The organism is Nonomuraea sp. JJY05 (assembly GCF_043496855.1).
Taxonomy (GTDB): Bacteria; Actinomycetota; Actinomycetes; order Streptosporangiales; family Streptosporangiaceae; genus Nonomuraea.
The window spans coordinates 58,946-77,950 of the sequence record NZ_JBIEIS010000026.1 but is presented as its reverse complement, the minus strand read 5'-3'; the positions used below and the strand labels follow the sequence as shown (position 1 = coordinate 77,950).

Sequence of the window (19,005 nt, the reverse complement as noted above, 5' to 3'; positions counted from 1 at the left end):
CATGGGCGTGGGCATCCCTGATTCCCTGACCTCCTCGCTGGGGCGGCTGCTGCGTCCCACCGAGCACGACGAGTTGCTGAGGTCGGCCGTACGGCTGGCCCGGCTGACCTTCTCGGCGTCGGCCGCGTCGGTGTTCCTGTACGACGAGGAGCGCGACCGGCTGGTGTTCGAGGCGTCGTCCGGGGAGGGCGAGGACCGGCTGCTCGGGGTCGCCATCCCGACCGGGCGCGGCGTCGCCGGGTGGGTGTTCCAGACCGGCGAGACCGTGCTGCTCAGCGACGTCCAGGCGGATCCGCGCTTCGATCGGGAGTTCGCGCAGAGCACCGGATACGTGCCGAAGGTCCTGATGGCGGCCCCGCTGGAGCTCGAGGACCGCACCATCGGCGTGATGGAGGTGCTCGACCCGGCTCTGCAGCGGTTCGGGGAGATGGCGGCCGTCGACCTGTTCACCGAGCTGGCCGCCCAGTCGGCGATCACGCTCACGCTCATGGCCGCCGCCCGCTCGCTGACCCGGAGCGCCAGGGAGGGCCTCACGCCCTGGACCCGCCTGGAGATCGCGCTCAGCCGTACGGAGGCCTCCGACGCCGCGGTGGACGAGCTGCTCAACGCGCTGAGCAAGTTCGTCACCGCCACCACGGGCCACGGAGTGACCTGATGCATCTGGCCGAGATGGCGGTGCTGCGCGCCGTGCCCGCCGCGGGCGTCTTCCTCGCCCTCACCCGCCGCTGCCCGCTGTCGTGCGCGCACTGCTCGACGGAGTCCGCCATGGACGGCGTGGAGCACGCGGAACGGCCTTTCCGGCGGCTGATCGCCTCCTTCACCGGGCAGGAGCGTCCGGAGTTCATCGCCATGTCCGGCGGGGAGGCGCTCCTGCGGCCCCGGCTGGTGCGCGATCTCGCCGACTCGGCCCGGCTGTCGGGGACGAGGTCGTACCTGCTGTCCGGGCTGTACTTCGCCCGGGACGGGCACGCGGTGCCGGCCGCCCTGCGGGCGGCCATCTCGGCGGTCGATCACTTCGCGGTCAGCCTCGACCGCTTCCACGAGCGGGAGGTGGGCAGGCGCGCCGCCTTCCGGGTGCTGCACGAGATCCGTTCGTGGGGACCGCAGGTGAGCGTGCAGATCACCGGGGACGGCGCGGAGGACCCCTACGTCGCCGACCTGGTGCGCGAGGTGCGGCGGGAGTTCGCCGACCAGGTGCCCATGCTCGTGGTGCCGCTGCGGCCGGTCGGACGCGCGAAGGCCCTGGACGGCCCGGCCGCCGGCCCGAAGGCCCGGCACGCCGCGTCCGCGCCAGGGCCCGCGCCGTGCGAGATGGCGGCCTGGCCGCTGGTCACCTACGACGGGACGGTCCTCACCTGCTGCAACGACGACCTCGCCGCCGTCCCCCGCCCGCCGCACCTGGTTCTCGGACACGCCGACGAGGATCCCTGGCCGGTGCTGCGCCGGCGCCACCTGGACCGGCCGCTGGCGCGGGCCGTCCGGATGTTCGGACCGCGCTACGCGAAGTCGCGGTTCGGATCGGGCGCCGTCGCCTCCGGCTACTGCGACGTCTGCGTCACCCTGCACCGGGACCGCGGGCTGGGCGAACGAGTCGCCGGCTATCTGGACTCGCCGGCCGGTCCGGCGATGGAGAGCGCCGTACGCGCCCTCGTGGAGCGGCACGGCCCGCACGGTTTCGCCCGCCGCCACGGCATCGCCCGCTACAGCGAGCTGGTGACGCTCGGCTGGGAGGGCCGGGAGCGGTGATGCGCCGGTTGAGGCTAGCGGACATCGAGCGGCTGCGACGGACGCGTGGCCGCACCGTGCTGCTCTACCTCACCGATCGCTGCCCGGTCGGGTGCGCGCACTGTTCCGTCGCCGCGCTGCCGGCCGGCCCGCGCATCACCGACTACCGCCTCTTCACGGACATCCTGGCGGGCATCTGCGCCGAACCCGGCGTCGAGGCCGTCGCGATCTCGGGCGGCGAGCCGTTCGCCGAGCGTCGCGGGCTGATCCTCGCCGTGGACGCGTTCGCGGACGCGGGCAAGGACGTCGTGATCTTCTCCAGCGGCCACTGGGCGTCGGGGCCCCGATGCCCGCGGTGGATCACGCGGGTGCTGGAACGGTCCTCGACCGTGATCCTGAGCACGGACCGCTTCCACCAGGCCGCCGTCGACCGGCGGCGGTTCGGCCGCGCCGTCGCGCACGCGGCGCGGGCGGGCTGCCACATCGTCCTCCAGCTCCTGGACGAGCCCGGCGCGGTGCCGTTCGCCGAAGGGGTCCTCCGCGACACGCTGGGGGACGGCTGGTCCCGGCACGCGGAGATCACGCTGATCACCCCGCTGCGGGCCGGCCGAGGGAGCGGCGTGTTCGCCATCGGGCGCCGCTACGGCGTCGCCGAGCTGGGCGCGTGCCCGCTGACCGCGTCGCCGACCGTCCGCTACGACGGCGTGGTCACGGGCTGCTGCAACGAGAGCGTCATCACGGGCGGCGGCCCCGGCGGGCTGCGCCGGCGGGCGACCGGCGCGGCCGAGGTGCGCGCCGCGCTGGCCGCGTTCCGCGACGACCCGCTGCTGCGCGCCGTCGGTTCGGTGCGGCCGCAGGACCTGGTGCGGCTGCCGCCGTTCGCCGCACTCGCCCGCGCTCGCTATCCGGACGTCTGCGGCCTGTGCTGGCGCCTGCACGAGACCGCCGGGGACGACGGATCCCGGTTGCTCACCGCCCTCATGGGCCGGAAAGGCGGGACATGACCACCAGCCTGCGTCTGATGGCCAAGATCGACCTCGTCATGCCCGCGCTGCTGGCCAGGACGGAGCGGATGTGGCGCCATCCCGCACCGCGCGAGCTCTATCTGGAATGGCTCAGGGCGCTGCACGGCATGCTGCGCGCGACCGTACCGCTCATCCTCGACGCCACCACGGCGTGCCTGGCGCGGGACGACGAGATCGCGCGGGGCGTCGCCGTCTACCTCGCCCGCCATGTGCACGAGGAGTACGGCCACGACCAGGACGTGGTGGGCGACTACGCCCGCGCGGGAGGCGTCACCGAGACCCTGTTCACGGATCCGCCGCTGCCCTGCGTCGCCGCGGTGGTCGGCAGCCAGTACTACTGGATCAAGCACGCCCACCCGGTGGCGCTGCTCGGGCACGTCGCCGTCCTGGAGGGCTACCCGCCCCCTCCCGATCTGGCGCCCCTGCTCTCCCGGCGTACGGGCCTGCCGCTGGACGCGTTCCGCACGCTCGTGACCCATGCCGTCGTGGACGGCACGCACCGCGAGGAGCTGTGGCGCGCGATCGACAGGCTCCCGCTCACCGCCGAGGCGGAGTCGCTGGTCGGGCTGAGCGCCCTCAACACGGCGTACGGCCTGGCGCAGCTCGTAGACGCCGTCCAACTGCGCGCGAACGCCGCAGGAAAGGAGAGGTCATGGCGACCATCGACCAATTGGAAGCCGCCGGCTTCGACCTGACGACCGCGTCAGGCGAGCAGATCGCGGTGCTGCAGTCGCTCAGCGACGAGGAACTCCAGGTGCTCGTCTCCATCAGGGAACGCATGGAGGATGCCGCGGACGTCGAAGGGCATGCCTACGCCAGCGGTGGCTGGTGCTGGTGACCGGTGATGCGACCCTGTGCTCAATGCGGCGGTGAGAACCCCTCCGCCGCCCGCTTCTGCATGTCGTGTGGCGCTGCTCTGTCCCCCGTGCCCACCCCCCGCACCACCCTGCGGTTCGTGACCGTGCTCTTCGGCGACGTCGCCGGCTCGACCGAGCTCGCGCGGGGGCTCAGCCCCGAGGTCTGGCAGAGCACGCTGGCCACGTACTTCTCCGACGTGAGCCGGGCGGCGACCGAGCAGGGCGGCCGGGTGGAGAAGTTCATCGGGGACGCCGTGGTCGCGGTCTTCGGGGTGGAGGCCACCCACGAGGACGACGCGCTGCGTGCCGTGGACTGCGCCCGGGTCTCCCTGGAGAGGATCGCGCGCCAGGCCGCCGACCTGCGCCGTACGCGAGGAGTGGACTTCTCGGTGCGATTCGGGATCGCCTCGGGGCAGGTCGCCCTCTCCGAGCGGGACTCCTCGTTCGCGATCGGCGAGGTCATGAACCGCGCCGCCCGGCTCCAGGCCGCCGCGCCGGCCGACGGCGTCGTCATGGACGTGCGGACCTGGCTGCTCGTCCGGGGAGCCGTACCCACCCGGCCCATCGAGCCGATCGCGGCCAAGGGCTTCAGCCGGCCACTGCGGGCCTGGCAGATCGCCGACGCCGCGGGAGCGGACGCCGACGAGGCGCGCACGCCGCTGGTGGATCGCCGTTCCCAGCTGGACGATCTGCTGACAGCGCTGCGGGCCGGCCTGCGCCGGGCGGGCGTCCCCGCCGTGGTGCTGGCCGGCGAACCGGGCGTCGGGAAGTCCCGGCTGGTGGCCGAGGCGTCGCGGCGGATGGCGCCGGACGCGCGGTTCCTGACCCTGCGCTGCCGGCGCGACGGGCGGCGGCTGGGCTACTGGCCCCTCTACCAGCTGGCCGAGGCCCTGGGGGGAGACGTGCCCAGGGGGCAGGGGCCCCAGGGCAAGGAGGAGATCTTCTGGACGCTGCGGGAGCTGCTGCGGGAGGCGGCGGCACGGCGTCCGGTCGTCCTCGTGCTCGACGACTGCCAGTGGATGTCCCCGGCGGTGCGCGAGTTCGCGGACGGCCTCGACGATCCGGACCTGGACGTCCGGGCCGTGCTGATGCTCAGCGGCCGGGTGGACGAGCCGCCGCTGACCCGGAGGCCGGTGACCACGCTGCGCGTCCCGCCCCTCGGCCCGGCGGACACCCGGGAGCTGGCGGCGACCGTCGCGGCCCGGCTCGGGTCACTCTCGCCGAGCGACGACCTCGCCCGGCGCAGCGCCGGCAACCCGCTCTACCTCGAACAGCTCGCCCACCTCCAGGTGGACGCCGAGGGCCGTACCGATCTCATCGCGCCGAGCGCGGAGGCGGCGGTGGGCGCCCGCCTCGACCACCTGGGCGTGGACGCCCAGCGGCTGCTCGCCATCGCCAGCGCGCTCGGCGGCAGCTGTGTCGCCGGGGACCTGGAGAAGGTCGCCGCGGCCCTGGACCCGCCGCTCGACCAGACCTTCGACGAGACGCTCGCCCAGCTGCTCGGCGACGGGCTGCTGGTCACCCGGGCGAGCTCGGCCGGCGAGCTGGAGGTCGAGTCGCCGGTCGTCGCCGAGGTCGCGTACGGCAGGCTGCCCCTGGCCGACCGCGCCCACGTGCACGCCCAGGTCGCGGACCTGGTCGAGGCCCGCGTCGACCGCCATCCGTCGGAGATCGAGCTGTGCGCCCTGCACGCCGGGCGCGCGCACGCCGCCTGGCTCGAACTGCGCCCGGGAGGGCCGGAAGAGCGGCACGCCGCCGCCCGCGCGGCGCGTGCCCTGTGCGCCGCCGCCCAGTTCGCGGTCTCCCGAGGAGACCTTTCGATGGCGCTGCAGACCGCGGGCCAGGTCGGCCGGCTCGACTCCGGCCTGCCCGGCCTCGAACTGGAGATCGCGGCCGTCGAGACGTACGCCACGGCCGCCGCGGGAAGGGCCGACGAGACCCTGGCCCGGATCGCGGAGGCCAGGAAGCGCTGGGACACCGGCGGCAACCTGGCGGCCGCGGTGCAGCTCACCCTCAACGAGGCGGTGGCCCGCTCCGCGATGACCGGGCGCCGGCACCGGTCGCTGATCGGCCAGGCGCGCGAGCTGGCGTACCGGGCCGACGACCCGGCGGCGTACGCCAGGGTGCTGCTCCTCGAAGGCATCGGGCACATGGAGGACGGCGACTACGTGACGGCCGAGGCCGTGCTGCAGGAGGCGTTCGGCCACGCGCGGCGGGCGCGCTGGTGCTTCGGCGCCACCGAGATCCACGGGAACCTCGCGCTCTGCCTCGCGTACGGCGACACCCCCGCCCCGGCGGCCACGGCGATCTGCGCGCAGCTGCACGGCGAGCTCAAGGACGCCCACACGGTCCGCGCGGCCGTCGGATGCCCAGCGGCCCTGCTGGCGGACATGACGTGCGACTCGGCCACCGCCACGAACCTGCTCGACGAGGGCCGGTCCATCCTGGCCGGGATCGGGCACCAACCCGGCCTGGCCGGGCTGGACATGTTCCGCGCGACCCTCGCGGAACGGCACGGCGACCATGACGGCGCCGGTCAGGCCCTGGAACGCGCCATCCGGCGGTTCGACGCGATCGGGTTCAGCGCGGGCGCGCAGTCGGCCAGGCTCTGGCGCGCGACGTTCGGCGCGAACGGCGCGCCCGTCGCACAGAGCGGGAGCGGTGTATCCGGCGCACAGAGCGGAGACGGCCCGCCCGGCGCACAGAACGGGGAGGGCCCGCCCGATGCAGGCCCGACCGACACAGGCCCGCCCGGCGCGCAGAGTGCGGACAGCTGGGACGTCGAGGTCCTGACCAAGCAGGCCGCCGCGGCCGCCGCGCTGCGCGAGGGCCGCCCGGACGCGGCGGCCGAGCACGTGGTCCGCGCCGGCGCCCGGCTCGACGGGGTGCACGGCGCGGGCGCCCGGATCACTCCCTTGCTCGTGTCGCTGCGACTGGCGGTCCGCTGCCAGGATCGCGGGCTCGCCGAGCGGGTCGCCGGGCTCGCCCGGGCGGACGCCGAGGTGAAACGCGACGTCAGAGCCCTGCGAACGATCGACGCGCTCGTATGAGCCGACTATGAACCGACTCTGAAGCCCTTCCATGACGATCGTGGAGACGGCACCGAGGAGGTGGGCGAATGAAGTGGTCAGCCGGATCGGCGGAATCCGAGGTACTGCCAGGGGCGGTCCTGGAGGACACGGCGGAGCGCTGGCTCCAGTTCGGCCTCACGCCGATCCGGGAGCGGTCCGGCGACCTCTACGCGGGGCTGGCCGTGACCGCCCGGCAGGCCGTCCGCGACGGGCTGGCCCGCGACTTCTTCTTCATGCACAAGCCCCCCGGCCTACGCATCCGGTTCCGGCCGGATTCACCCGAGCTCGACCTGCTGCTGCGCGAGCGGCTGACCGCCTGGCGGGACGACGGCGTGCTCGGCGACTGGCGCCCCGGCGTGTACGAGCCGGAGACGTACCTGTTCGGCGGGCCGGAGTCGATGCGCAGCGTCCATCGGGTCTTCACCGCCGACTCGCTGGCCTGGCTCGGCCACCACCGGCTCCGCCTGGCCGGTCACGGCCCTGGCCCCTCATGGGCGATGTCGCTGCTGCTGCTCCGGACGCTGTTCGGCGCGCTGCAGATCGTGGGCTGGGAGGATCTCGGGGTCTGGGAACGGGTGCGACGCCACCGTCCCCTCGCCGCGGCCGCCGTCGCGGATCCGCGGCTCGCGCGGCTGGCCGCGGCGCTGCGGGAGGTCTGGCCGTCGCGTGCCGCGCTGGCCGCCAAGCTGTCCCCCGAGGCGGCGGAGCTCGCCGAGGACTACCGGCAGGTCGTCGAGCAGGAGGGCGAACGCTGGTTCCGCGACTACTTCGAGAGCGGGTCGGCCGCCATGGGGCCGCGCGCGGTGGCGTCGTACCTGGTCATCTTCCACTGGAACCGGGCGAACCTGCCGTCGGTGCGGCAGGCCCTGATCGCCGAGGCGCTGCTGGCCCGTGAAGAGGGTGACGCGCGGTGACCACCATGAGCGAATCGGCCGTGCTCCGCGTCGCGGGGCTGCCCGTCCGGCTCTGGCTGGCGGCCTCCTCCCCTGACCTGTTCGCGTGCGTACGCGCGCTGAACCGCGTCCATGACGACTACCGCCGGGACGCGTCCGTCCTCGCCGGACGGCTCGGGGACGAGGTGGTGCCGAGGCCGGAGCTGCCGGCCGCGGCGCGGCGTGCGGTCCTCGCCGTACGGCGCCGCCTCCACCGGGGACAGGCCCTCACCGCAGACCAGGCCCGCCTCCTGCGCGCGATCGTGGCGACCCCGGGCCTGACCGCTCAGCTGGACCGCGTGACCTCGCTGTCCGCCGAGCTCCTGCGGTTGGAGGAGCAGGCCGGGGCCCAGATCGAGAAGGAGCACGACCGCCTGCTGGCGACGCCGTGGCACCTGCTCGCCTCGGTGCCCGGCGGCCGGGCCTGCTTGACCTCCGACGTGCTCGCGGACATCGAGCGGCGCCTGGCCCAGGGCGAGCCGTGGACCTCCAAGAAGCTGCGCAGGCGCAGCGACTACCTCTGGCGGATGATCGCCCGGGGCGCGGTCAAGACCACGCCGCGGACCTGGCTGGGCCAGGTGTCACTCGTGCCCGTGGGTACGCCCGTGGCGGAACGTTCGTCCGGGCTCTCGGTGAACGGCCAGGTCGCCGTCGACTGGACGGAGAACGTGCACGCCAGAAGGGTCGAGCTGGCACGATCGGCCGCCGACCGGCTGCGCCGGGACCACCGGGTGTCGATGACCCCCCTGCACCGGGTGGAGGGCGACCGCCTCGCGGTCTGGACGGTCGATCCCGCCTCGTCCACGCCCGACCTGCTCGCCTATCGGCTGCGGCGGAGCCCCGCGCTCGACCGCATCGTCGAGGCCCTGCGATCAGGTGTCCGGCCGGTGTCCGCGCTGGAGGCCGGCTCGCCTCCGGGCCTCGTCGGCAAGCTCGTCCGGCTCGGCGTGCTGGAGGTCTCGGCTCCGCTCGAACAGCGGCGCGGCCGTTGGGAGAAGACCTCCGGATCGACCACCTTCGCCGCCGATGCCGGGTTCGTCGACGTGTACCGGCGTGCCGACGGCGCCTTCACCGCCGACCTGGCGATCTTGCAGCGGGCCTTCGAGCAGTACCGCAGGCTCGGCCTGCTGATCGACGAGGACGGGCCCCGGCCGGAGAGCAGGCTGCGCGAACGGATCGGCCCGCGACCGCGCCCCGTCATGGACGTGTTCGCCGAGGAGCTGGCAGCCCGGATCGCGGAGGGAGAGCTGAACCGCCGGGTTCCTCCGCAGAACGCCTGGCCCCCGGCCCACCGCCCCGGCTCAGGCTACGCGCGGCTCCTGGACCTGATGGCCGCGTCGCCGGCCGCGGCACCCGTCATCGACATCACCCCGGAGATGCTCGACGCCGTCGGAGCGCCGGACGCCCCGATCACCTGGCCGGTCGACTGCGTGGTCCGCCCGCTCCGCGACGGCGGATGGGTGCTGGACAACGCCAGTCCGGCCGCGGTCCTCGACGCACGCTTCGTCGAGACGTTGCGGCGGCTGCACGGGGCGGTGCCCGCCGCCGACGCCTACCGGGCGTTTCTCGCCGAACTCGACCGAATCAGTGGCGTCCCGTCGGTGGAGCTGCTGATTCCACCGCTGGCACCGCAGGCCGCCAACGCGATCCGCAGGCCGAGATACACCTCCCTCTGGACCGGCGACCCCGACCCCGGCCATTACGGCACGACGTGGCGGGCCCGGGCGGCGCGGTTCCTGCCGCTGGGAGAGCTCACCGCGCACCGTGAAGCGGATCGGGTCGTGATCTCCCACGCCGGCGGGCCCGTACGGATCTGCACCCATGCGACGCGCAGCCCCCTGACGCCGTGGAATGTGCTGACCCGGATCCTGTGCGCCGACTCCCAGCAGCATGCCGCCCGATGCCGCCGGCTGCGCTGCTCGCTCACCGCGTTCCCCGAACGGTCCTTCGTCCCCCGGATCACCGTGGCCGGCTCGCTGGTGGTCTCCGCCGCGCAGTGGCGGATCGCCGCCGATCGGCTGGACCTGGCCGGAGGCGGAGACCTGGCCGAGCTGCAGGCGCTCAGCAGGCTGCGGGACCGGCTCGGGCTGCCCCGGTGGGTGTTCGTCGCCGGTCCGTCCGGATACCGGCCGCTGGCCTGCGACCTGGAGAGCCTGCGCGCGGTCCGGGTGTTCGAGCAGGCCCTGAAGGCGCTCGCGCCGGACGCGCCGCCCCAGCTCACCATCACCGAGATGCTGCCCGCGGCCGACGAGCTGAGCGTGTCGGACCACGGCACCGAGCGGGTCGCCGCGGAGGTCGCCGTTCGATTGCCCCACGCGGTGCCGCCCACAGCGCTGGCGGCCGCCGCTGCCCAGATTTCGGCCGGAACGACGTGACCGGCCGGATGCCGAAACACCCCGCCAACCCAAGAGAGAAAGGTGGCCCAGCAATGTCCGAGAACACCGCGCCCGAGCCCCAGGACATCCCCGAGCCCCAGGACGACGTCGAGGAACTGGTCGACGAGCTGGAGGTCCACGGCCTGTCGGACCCCCAGCCGTTCACCGACCCGTGCAGCGGCGGCTGCACCGCGACCTGCTGAACCGCGATCGCCGAGGGCGCCGCGACAGGCGGCGTCCTCGGCGATCCACATGTGAGCCGGCATCCGCTGAAAGGGCATCGTCGTGACATCGACCCACGTGCTCGAACGAGCCGCCGTTCAGGCGGTCGCCGAGACACTCCTTCACGAATACGCCGTGCCGGCCGAGCCGGCGCAGAACAGGCCGGACTCCGGACCGGCCGTGCTCGCCGCGCTGGCCGCCGGTCAGACTCGTCCGCCGGACGAATCAGCCGCCTCCCGCGCCATCGTCACGTGGCTGCGCGACTTCCGTAGCCCTCATTACCATCCGGGCCTTTTCGGCGGCGGCGCGTCGGCCAGGATGTTCGGCCTGCGGATCGCCGCCACGGTGTGGCCGCGGCTGAACGAGCCTCTGGCGAAACAGCGGGCCAGGCTCATCGAGTACGTGGCCGCCCCACGCTGGCGGACCACGAAGGTCGGGTGGGAGGACTACGACCTCATCGTGGGCCCGGCAGGCGTTCTCGTGGCGTTCGCCATCGATCCCGGCATCGACGCCGCGGGCCGGGCACCGCTGATCGCCCGGCTGGCGCTGCTCTGCGAGGACGAGGCACTGTCCAGGTTGCGGGTGGGCCAATACCAGGGCGAGAAGCTGCGCGGCTGGAACGTCGACCGCATCAATCTGGGCCTGGCCCACGGGCTGCCCGGCATCGTGACCGCTCTGCGCGCCGCCGCCGACGCCGACGGGCTGAGCGAGGAATCGGCCGACCTGCTGCGCCGGCTCGGGAACCGGCTCGTGGCCGAATCCTACGTCGACGACAGAGGAGTGATCACCTGGCCGTTCGGGACCACCCGGCTGGACGGGCATCGCGCGCCTCGGGGCAACGGTCGGCGGCAGGCCTGGTGCTACGGATGTCCCGGCAACGCCTGGACGCTGTGGGAAGCCGCGCGCGTGCTCGGCGACGACGACCTGGGCGCCTTCGCCCTGGAGTCGGCACGATCGTTCCTGGCAGCGTACGACGATGATCTTTATCTGGACGGCCTGGGCATCTGCCACGGCGCCGCCGGACTGATGCTGGTGTTCGACGCCTTCGCCCGGTGCGCCGGGCTACCGGAGGCGGCGAAGCTCGCCGATCATCTGGCGGACCACCTCATGGACCGCCTCGACGAGCCCGCCGCGCTCGCGGAGACCGGCTGGTCATTGCTGGAGGGCGCACCCGGGGTGCTGTCCGCGCTGCTGACGAGGAGCGGAGGTGACCGGCGATGGCTGGCCGCACTGGGGCTGAGGTGACCCGTGGTCGCGGTAGGAGCGGTGTGCTGGAGGTGCTCCGCCTCCTGCCGCGCGTGTCGCTCCCGCTGACCGCTGCCCTGACCGCCGTCGTGCTCCTGCAGGCCCTGCTGACCAGCGGATTCATGCTGGCCGGCGCCACCGTCGTGGGAGACGTGGCAAGCGGTGCGGCCGGTGACACGGGCCGCACGCTGCTGCATCTGGCCGTCTTCATCGCCGTCTTCGTGGTGCGGCTGGCCGTCACGCCCGTCCCGGGGATGATCTCCGGCGAGCTGGCGCGACGGCTCAACGCGATGCTCGGCCAGACGACCCTCGAAGGAGCGCTCCGGCCGGTCGGCATCGGTCATCTCAGCGATCCCGCGATCGCCGACCGCATCCAGCTCGCGCAGGGGCTGGCGACGGGGTATCCGCCCGGCGACGCCGTGACGTCGCTCACGAGGCTCGCGACCAGCCGGTTGAGCGGGCTCGCCGCGGCGGTCCTGCTCGCCACCGTCGAATGGTGGCTGCCGCTGCCGCTGGCCGCCGCCTGGATCACGCTGTCCCGATGGCGCCTGCGCGAGGTCAGGAAGGCCGTGGACGCCGAGGAAGAGTCGATGCCCGCGCTCCGCCAGGCCGCCTACGCCCGGGATCTCGCGATCGGCGACGCCGCGGCCAAGGAGGTCAGGGTCTTCGGCTTCCAGGACTGGCTGCACGACCGCTTCACCCGGGCCTGGCTGGTCGGCATGGACGCGCTGTCCGGGTCGGGCCACCTGCTCAGCAGGACGGCGGGGCCGGTCCTGCTGGCGCTCTCCCATGCCGCCGTGTTCGCGTACCTGGCCTTCGCCGTGGCGGGCGGGCGGCTCGACGTGGAGTCGATCACCGTCGCCCTGCAGGCCATCGCCGCCATGGGCGCGCTGGGCTGGATCGGGGACATCCAGTGGATGCTGGCCCAGGCCGGCGCCGCCGTGCCGCACGCCCTGGCGGTCGGCCGGCTCGGGGTGGAAGCCGAGCACAGCCGGTCGGACACCACCGCGCCGGACGAGCGGCTGCCCGCGCAGGAGATCCGGTTCGAGGACGTACGGTTCGGCTACCCCGACCGTCCGGTCCTGAAGGGACTGGACCTGAGCATCCCGGCCGGTTCGTCACTGGCGATCGTCGGGATGAACGGCGCGGGCAAGAGCACGCTGATCAAGCTGCTGGCCCGGCTCTACGACCCCGTCTCCGGCCGGATCACGGTCGACGGCGTGGACCTGCGCACCCTCGACCCGCTCGCCTGGCGCCGCCAGTTGGCGATCGTCTTCCAGGACTTCGTCCGCTACGAGCTGCCCTTGCGGGACAACGTCGGATTCGGACGGCTCGACGCCGACCGCTCCAACGGCGCGTTCGACCGTGCCGCCAAGCTCTCCGGCCTCAACGACTTCCTGCCCAGGCTCCCGGCCGGCTGGGACACCCCGCTCAGCCGCAGGTTCGAGGGCGGCACCGACCTGTCCGGCGGCCAGTGGCAGCGCGTCGCGCTGGCCCGTGCGCTGTTCGCGGTCGAGCACGGCGCCCGCGTGCTCGTCCTGGACGAGCCGACCGCCAACCTCGACGTGCGTGCCGAGGCCGAGATCTACCAGCACTTCCTCGAGATCACCCGCGGGCTCACCACGATCCTGGTGTCCCACCGGTTCGCCACGGTACGGCTGGCGGACCGGATCTGCGTGATCGACGGCGGCGAGGTCATCGAGTACGGCTCGCACGAGGAGCTGATGGCACTCGACGGGCGCTACGCCCACCTGTTCACCCTGCAGAGCGCGCCGTTCAGGGAGGCCCGCCATGTCTGACCGAACCTCCCCGCGCGTCGCGGTCCGCGCCATGGCCCTGTTGATCGGGGCCGCCTTCAAGGCCGACGCCCCCAGGGCCGCCCTCGTCCTCGGGCTCGCGCCCGTGGTCGGCGCGGTCGCCGCCGTGACGGCGGTCGGCCTCCAGCGCATGGTGAACTCCGCGGTCGAGGCGGACCTGCCCGGCATGCTGAGCGCCGCCCTCATCCTGGCGGGCGCGCTCGTCGCGGGCCAGTTCGCGGGCACGGTCGCCGCGGACCTTCGCATCCGGCTCCAGCAGCGGGTCGGGCTCCTGCTCGACCAGCGCATCATGGCGATGACCAGCGGCCTGCCGCACCTGGACCACCACGAGTACCCGCCCTATCAGGACCAGCTCGAACTGCTCCGCAGCCACCGCACGTCGCTCGGCTCGGCCTTCGGGGCCCTGGTGGAGAACCTGAGGGCGCTCGTCGCCTTCGGCTCCACCGTCGCGCTGCTGATGAGCGTCCGCCCGGAGTTCCTCCTCCTGCTGCTCCTGGCCCTCCCCACGGTGCTCGCCGTACGACGCGGCGAGCGGGCCACCGCCAGGGCGGAGGAGGCGACCGTGGCGCCGGCGCGGCTCCGGCAGGGGCTGTTCACGACCGCCTGCTCCCCGGGCGCGGCCAAGGAGCTGCGGGTGTTCGGCCTGCAGGAGGAGATCGCCGGCCGCCACCGCGCCCTGTGGGAGCAGGTCGACGGGCCCCGGAGGCAGGCGGAGGTCCGCACGGCCATGTGGACCTCCGTAGGATGGCTGATCTTCGGCGCGGGCTTCGCCGGCGCTCTCTACCTCGTCGTCACCGCGGCGCTGCGGGGGCAGGCGAGCCCCGGTGACGTCGTCCTCACCATCGCGCTGGGCGGCCAGCTGACCGGCAGCGTCTCCGGGTTGATCCAGATGCTCTCCTGGATGCAGAAGACGCTGCGCGCCATGGGGTACTACCTGTGGCTGGACGACCATGCCAGGGCCCGCATCCGGCCACGGGAGGCGGAGGCCCCCGAACCGCCCGCCGGAGCCGATCTCGTCCTGGAGAACGTCTCCTTCAGCTATCCGGACGCCACCCGGCCGGTGCTGCGGGACGTGTCGCTGCGGCTTCCCGCCGGCCGTACCGTGGCCATCGTGGGCGAGAACGGCGCCGGGAAGACGACGCTGGTCAAGCTGCTGTGCCGGCTGTACGACCCCACCGCGGGCCGGATCACGTACGGCGGGAGCGACCTCGCCGGCTACGACGTCCGGGCCTGGCGCGACCGGGTGACGGCCTGCTTCCAGGACTTCTGCCGCCTGGAGTTCCTGCTGCAGGAGTCGGCCGGCATCGGCGACCTGCCCCGCATCGACGACGAGCCCGCCGTCAGGGACGCCCTCGACCGCGCGGGCGCGTCCGGCCTGCCCGCCCTGCTCCCCCATGGCCTGCGGACCCAGCTCGGCCCCACGTTCCCGGGCGGCACCGACCTGTCGGGCGGGCAGTGGCAGAAGGTCGCGCTGACCCGGTCGATCATGCGGGACGCGCCGATCCTCCGCGTGCTCGACGAGCCGGCCGCCAGCCTCGACCCGGCGAGCGAGTACGAGATCTTCCGGCGCTTCCAGATCGCCGCGAGCCGGACGGAGAACGGCACGATCACGGTCTTCGTCTCGCACAGGTTCGCGACCGTGCGCACCGCCGACCTCATCGTGGTCCTGGACGGCGGCACGATCCGCGAGCTGGGCAGCCATGCGGAGCTCATGGACCTGGACGGCCTGTACGCCACGCTCTACCGGCTGCACGCGAAGGGGTACGAGGAGACGAAGCCTTCCTGGACCGACGCCCTGGACAAGGACTTCGAGGACGCGCCCCCGGTGGCGGCCGAACTCTAGGAGTAGCGCTCGCACACCGTGAACGACACGCTCCTGGTGGCCTTCGAGGGTGTCAGCAGGTGGAAGACGATCGTGTGCCGGCCCGGTTCGAAGGCGCCGAAGGGGTTGCGCCGGTTCTTGGTCGTGCCGGTCACCCAGTCCGTCTTCCAGCCCTCGTCCTGGCCGTCCACCACCCAGCGGTAGCCGTACTCCACCTGCCTGCCCGACGGCCCCCTGAGCGAGGCGACCGGGAAGAGGCTGGGCGACCAGCAGCCCTTCTCGGTCCGCAGCCCGTCCAGCGTCAGCGACACCAGGCGTACGGTCCCCGCCGGCGCGGCCGTGGTCCTCGTGGGCTTGGGGGTCGGTCGCGCGCGGGAGACGGTGGGGGTGGAGGCGGCCGTCCTGGTGGGACGCGTCTTCCTGACCGGCGTGCTGGGTGTCTTGGCGGGGGTGCCGGCAGGCTTCCTGGCCGGCGTGCTGGGGGTTTTGGCAGGCTTCTCGGCCGGTGTGCCGGTTGTGCTGGTGGCGCCCTGGCCCGCGGCCGAGGGTGAGGGCGCGGGTGTCGTCGCCACGGTGGGCGCGGCCGTCGTCGCCGGTGCGGGCATCCACACGATCGCCCCGGCCACCAGGGCCCCGGCCACCGCCAGTGCCCCGGCGCCCGCCAGCAGCGCCTTGCCGCGCGGGCGGCTCGCCACGGTGTCGTCCCGACGGCTCGGGGGCCCGCCCGCCGGAGCGGTGGGCGGGGCGCCGATGAGCCGGAGCAGGACGTCCTGCATGGCGGGCCGGGCGGCGGGGTCCTTGGCCAGGCAGGCCAGCACGATCGGGCGCAGCGGACCCGGCAGGTCGCCCAGGTACGGCTGGTCGTGCAGGATCCTGCGGATCACCGCGGGCAGCGAGTCGTCGCCGAACGGCGGGCTTCCCGTCGCGGCGAACACCATCACCGACGCCCACGCGAACACGTCCACCGCGGGACCGAGCGGGGCGCCCGCGAGCTGCTCGGGCGCCATGTACGCGGGCGTGCCGACGATGCTGCTCGTCACGGTCAGCGAATGGCCGGCCGCGCGCGCGATCCCGAAGTCGATGACCCGCGGCCCGTCCCTGCCGAGCAGCACGTTGGCCGGCTTGAAGTCGCGATGCACCACCCCGGCCCGGTGGATCGCCGCCAGGGCGGTCGCGGTCGCCACCGCCAGCCGCTGCAGGTCGGCACCGACGTGGCGACCGGCCTGCTGGAGCGAAGGGCCCTCGACGTACTCGGTCACGATGTACGGCCGCCCGCCCAGCGAGGCGTCGAGCACCTGAGCGATGCAGAACGGCTCCACCCGGCGCGCCGCGTCGATCTCCTTGGCGAAGCGGTGGTCATCGGCCAGGCCGTCCACCAGCACCTTCACCGCGACCCGCCGCCCGTCGGGCCCCTGACCCAGGTAGACCACGCCCTGCCCGCCCACGCCCAGCCGCCCGAGCAGCCGGTAGGGGCCCACGGCCGGGGGATCCTCCGGCAGGAGCGGGTTCATCACTCCGTCCCGACCGGGCAGACGGTGAACGAGAACGCCTTGGACGCCGTCGCGGGCGAGGTGACGCGGAGGGTGATCCGGTGAGGGCCGTTCGACGTCACGAGCGGGCCGACGACCTGCATGGTGTGGGACTCGGCGATGACGGACTCGGAGCGCTGCACCACCCGTCCGTCCAGAACCCATTCGTAGTGGAACCTGGTGGCCAGCTTGGTCCCCTCGACCAGGCCGAAGGTGTTGGTCTGGCCGATCTGGCAGTCCTGGGTGTTGGCCTTCCTGGCGCCCATCGCCCGGATCCACACCACCCGGAAGGAACCGCCGCCCGACGAGGGTTTCGCCGACGCGGTCGTCGGCTTGGGAGCGGGCTGCGTCGGCTTCACGGTCTTCTTCACGGTCGGCTTCGGCGTGCTCGCCGGCTCCGACGGCGAGGGACTCTTGCTCTTTTTCGGCGGCTGAGGCGATTTCGATTTCGTCGAAGTCGGAGTCGCAGCGGGAGCCGAGGTCGAGGTCCGGGCCGGCGTCCCGGCGGAGGTGAACGCCAGTGCCTGCGTACTCGGCCGCTGCTGCTGGAATGGGAGGCTCGTGGCCACCCAGGCGACGGCGCCCGCGACCGCCAGCGCCCCCACGCCGGAGACGACCGCGACGACCACCGTCCCGCTCCCGCGCCGCCGCCGTCCCGGGACCGTGGACACGCCGCCGCCGCCGGCCGGACGCCCGGGTGCCATGGACACACCGCCGTTGCCGGGCCCGGCCGGACGGCCGGGGGGCTGCCCGCCCAGGAGCCACAGCAACACGTCCTGCATGGTCGGCCGGTGGGCCGGATCCTTGGCCAGGCACGCCAGGACGATCGTGCGCAAAGGTGGCGGCAGGTCGCCGACCTGCGGCTCGTTGTGCAGGATGCGGTTGATCACCGCGGGCAGCGAGTCCTCGCCGAACGGGGGCGCCCCGGTGGCGGCGAACACCATCACCGACGCCCACGCGAACACGTCCACGGCCGGCCCGATCCGCTCGCCGGCGAGCTGCTCGGGCGCCATGTACGCGGGCGTCCCCACGATGCTGCCGGTGGCCGTCGCCCCCGCTTCGACGGACCGGGCGATCCCGAAGTCGATCACCCGGGGGCCGCCCTGCCCCAGCAGCACGTTGGCGGGCTTGAAGTCGCGGTGGACGATGCCGGCCTGATGGATGGCCGCCAGGGCGGTCGCGGTCGCCACCGCGAGCCGCTGCAGGTCGGCGCCGACGTGACGACCGGCCTGCTGGAGCGAAGGCCCCTCGACGTACTCGGTCACGATGTACGGCCGCGGGCCCGGCGAGGCGTCGAGCACCTGAGCGATGCAGAACGGCTCCACCCGCCGCGCCGCGTCGATCTCCTTGGCGAACCGCTCGCCGGCGAGCCCCTCGCGCAGCACCTTGATCGCGACCGGCCGCCCGTCGGGCCCCTGGCTCAGGTAGACCACCCCTTGGCCGCCCGCGCCCAGCCGCCCGGACAGCCGGTAGGGCCCCACGGCGGCGGGATCACCCTCCCGCAGAGGCTCGACACGCGACATGGGGCTCCTGTGACGACCGTATGGGATCTTCGGCACCATAGCGGGAAATGTCAGATCTAGTGAGCCAGTCGCGTAAACCCGCGCGAGATCAGGCGACGGGCTCCGCCTGCTCGTGCGAGTAGGTGCGGGACCAGGCGATCAGGCCGTCCCGCACCCCGGCGACCATGACGATGGTGCCGACAAATCGGGTATCCGTGGCGATCAGCCGCCCGTGCAGCCGGTACTCGGTGATGATGACCTCGGGGTCCGCCATCTCGTGGATGGCGACCCGATCGACGCCGGTGAACTCCTGGAGGATCGGACGATGCGCGCCGACGCCCGCCGCAACCGGCAACTCATCCTCGACGCCGTCGTCGCGGACCACCTGAGACGGCTCCACCGCACCGCCGTCGAAGCCCTGGAATCCCGGACACCCGGGCCGGCGCTGTTCGGCTTCCTGCACCACATGCTCGACACCGCCGGGCCGAAGCAGGACCTCGCCTGGCGGCGAACGCCGTGTCGAGCGCCTCGTCGTACCGGTCGTCACTGGACATCAGCCCGCTCAAGCGCAGCGTGGCCGTCGGCCCCCGCGGCTCGTAGCCGACCGAGCGGTAGATCGGCGTGGTGGCCGGATGAAGCGCTGAGACCGCGTCGCCGAGCGAGGCCGCCCGCTCGACGACGGCCCGCATGAGCCGGCTGCCGACGCCACGGCCCCGATCCTCGGGACTGACGGTGACGCCCGCGACGCCCGCCATCGGCTGCGGCCTGCCGTGGGAGCGGCCCGAACGAGCGCGTACGGACATCGAGGACGTCGTCGAGATCGTCGGGAGTCAGGTCGCGGATTTCCGCGATCACACAACCTAGGCAGCACCCCGGGGGACTG

General features: G+C 73.5%; 17 protein-coding genes. 13 read left to right on the top strand and 4 right to left on the bottom strand.

The genetic code is table 11. The features are described from left to right. Position 1 precedes the first annotated feature (1 nt). The 12 genes from ACFKCF_RS35375 (at position 2) to ACFKCF_RS35320 (ending at position 15,112) form a co-directional block, all read left to right on the top strand. Positions 2–655, top strand: a complete 654-nt coding sequence (locus tag ACFKCF_RS35375; RefSeq protein WP_394499635.1) for a GAF domain-containing protein — start codon at positions 2–4, stop codon at positions 653–655. After that, positions 655–1,746: a radical SAM protein gene (locus ACFKCF_RS35370; protein WP_394499634.1), complete on the top strand. Its 1,092-nt coding sequence runs from the start codon at positions 655–657 to the stop codon at positions 1,744–1,746. The genes ACFKCF_RS35375 and ACFKCF_RS35370 overlap by 1 nt, the downstream gene beginning before the upstream one ends. After that, positions 1,746–2,729 carry a hypothetical protein gene (locus ACFKCF_RS35365; RefSeq protein WP_394499633.1) on the top strand — a complete coding sequence of 328 codons (984 nt, stop codon included), beginning with the start codon at positions 1,746–1,748 and terminating at the stop codon, positions 2,727–2,729. The genes ACFKCF_RS35370 and ACFKCF_RS35365 overlap by 1 nt, the downstream gene beginning before the upstream one ends. Further along, positions 2,726–3,445, top strand: coding sequence for an iron-containing redox enzyme family protein (locus ACFKCF_RS35360; protein ID WP_394499632.1), 720 nt, complete (start codon positions 2,726–2,728; stop codon positions 3,443–3,445). Before ACFKCF_RS35365 ends, ACFKCF_RS35360 begins: the two co-directional genes overlap by 4 nt. Beyond that, positions 3,403–3,588, top strand: coding sequence for an aroma-sacti cluster domain-containing protein (locus tag ACFKCF_RS35355; protein ID WP_394499631.1), 186 nt, complete (start codon positions 3,403–3,405; stop codon positions 3,586–3,588). Before ACFKCF_RS35360 ends, ACFKCF_RS35355 begins: the two co-directional genes overlap by 43 nt. A gap of 87 nt (positions 3,589–3,675) precedes the next feature. Next, complete coding sequence (locus ACFKCF_RS35350) at positions 3,676–6,657, top strand: AAA family ATPase (RefSeq protein ID WP_394499630.1); 2,982 nt, start codon at positions 3,676–3,678, stop codon at positions 6,655–6,657. A gap of 68 nt (positions 6,658–6,725) precedes the next feature. Further along, a complete protein-coding gene (locus ACFKCF_RS35345; RefSeq protein ID WP_394499629.1) occupies positions 6,726–7,592 on the top strand; it encodes a thiopeptide-type bacteriocin biosynthesis protein in 867 nt (288 codons plus the stop codon). Between the two features lie 5 nt (positions 7,593–7,597). Next, the gene (locus ACFKCF_RS35340; RefSeq protein ID WP_394499628.1) at positions 7,598–9,985 is read left to right on the top strand and encodes a lantibiotic dehydratase; all 2,388 of its coding nucleotides are present in this window, start codon (positions 7,598–7,600) and stop codon (positions 9,983–9,985) included. A gap of 53 nt (positions 9,986–10,038) precedes the next feature. After that, positions 10,039–10,188, top strand: coding sequence for a hypothetical protein (locus tag ACFKCF_RS35335; RefSeq protein WP_394499627.1), 150 nt, complete (start codon positions 10,039–10,041; stop codon positions 10,186–10,188). 82 nt (positions 10,189–10,270) lie between these two features. Continuing rightward, positions 10,271–11,452: a lanthionine synthetase LanC family protein gene (locus ACFKCF_RS35330; RefSeq protein WP_394499626.1), complete on the top strand. Its 1,182-nt coding sequence runs from the start codon at positions 10,271–10,273 to the stop codon at positions 11,450–11,452. Between the two features lie 23 nt (positions 11,453–11,475). After that, the gene (locus ACFKCF_RS35325) at positions 11,476–13,251 is read left to right on the top strand and encodes an ABC transporter ATP-binding protein (RefSeq protein WP_394499625.1); all 1,776 of its coding nucleotides are present in this window, start codon (positions 11,476–11,478) and stop codon (positions 13,249–13,251) included. Beyond that, positions 13,244–15,112 carry an ABC transporter ATP-binding protein gene (locus tag ACFKCF_RS35320; RefSeq protein WP_394499624.1) on the top strand — a complete coding sequence of 623 codons (1,869 nt, stop codon included), beginning with the start codon at positions 13,244–13,246 and terminating at the stop codon, positions 15,110–15,112. Before ACFKCF_RS35325 ends, ACFKCF_RS35320 begins: the two co-directional genes overlap by 8 nt. Here ACFKCF_RS35320 and ACFKCF_RS35315 read toward each other — a convergent pair. From ACFKCF_RS35315 to ACFKCF_RS35300, 4 genes are all read right to left on the bottom strand, one after another. After that, the gene (locus ACFKCF_RS35315; protein ID WP_394499623.1) at positions 15,109–16,602 is read right to left on the bottom strand and encodes a protein kinase; all 1,494 of its coding nucleotides are present in this window, start codon (positions 16,600–16,602) and stop codon (positions 15,109–15,111) included. The genes ACFKCF_RS35320 and ACFKCF_RS35315 overlap by 4 nt on opposite strands. Further along, complete coding sequence (locus tag ACFKCF_RS35310; protein WP_394499622.1) at positions 16,602–18,143, bottom strand: serine/threonine-protein kinase; 1,542 nt, start codon at positions 18,141–18,143, stop codon at positions 16,602–16,604. Before ACFKCF_RS35310 ends, ACFKCF_RS35315 begins: the two co-directional genes overlap by 1 nt. An 88-nt stretch (positions 18,144–18,231) precedes the next feature. Beyond that, entirely contained in the window at positions 18,232–18,588 is a 357-nt protein-coding gene (locus ACFKCF_RS35305) for a hypothetical protein (protein ID WP_394499719.1), read from the bottom strand. Next, positions 18,479–18,877, bottom strand: a complete 399-nt coding sequence (locus ACFKCF_RS35300) for a GNAT family N-acetyltransferase (RefSeq protein WP_394499717.1) — start codon at positions 18,875–18,877, stop codon at positions 18,479–18,481. Before ACFKCF_RS35300 ends, ACFKCF_RS35305 begins: the two co-directional genes overlap by 110 nt. Here ACFKCF_RS35300 and ACFKCF_RS35295 point away from each other — a divergent pair. Further along, a complete protein-coding gene (locus tag ACFKCF_RS35295) occupies positions 18,810–18,986 on the top strand; it encodes a hypothetical protein (protein WP_394499718.1) in 177 nt (58 codons plus the stop codon). The genes ACFKCF_RS35300 and ACFKCF_RS35295 overlap by 68 nt on opposite strands. Positions 18,987–19,005 lie beyond the last annotated feature (19 nt).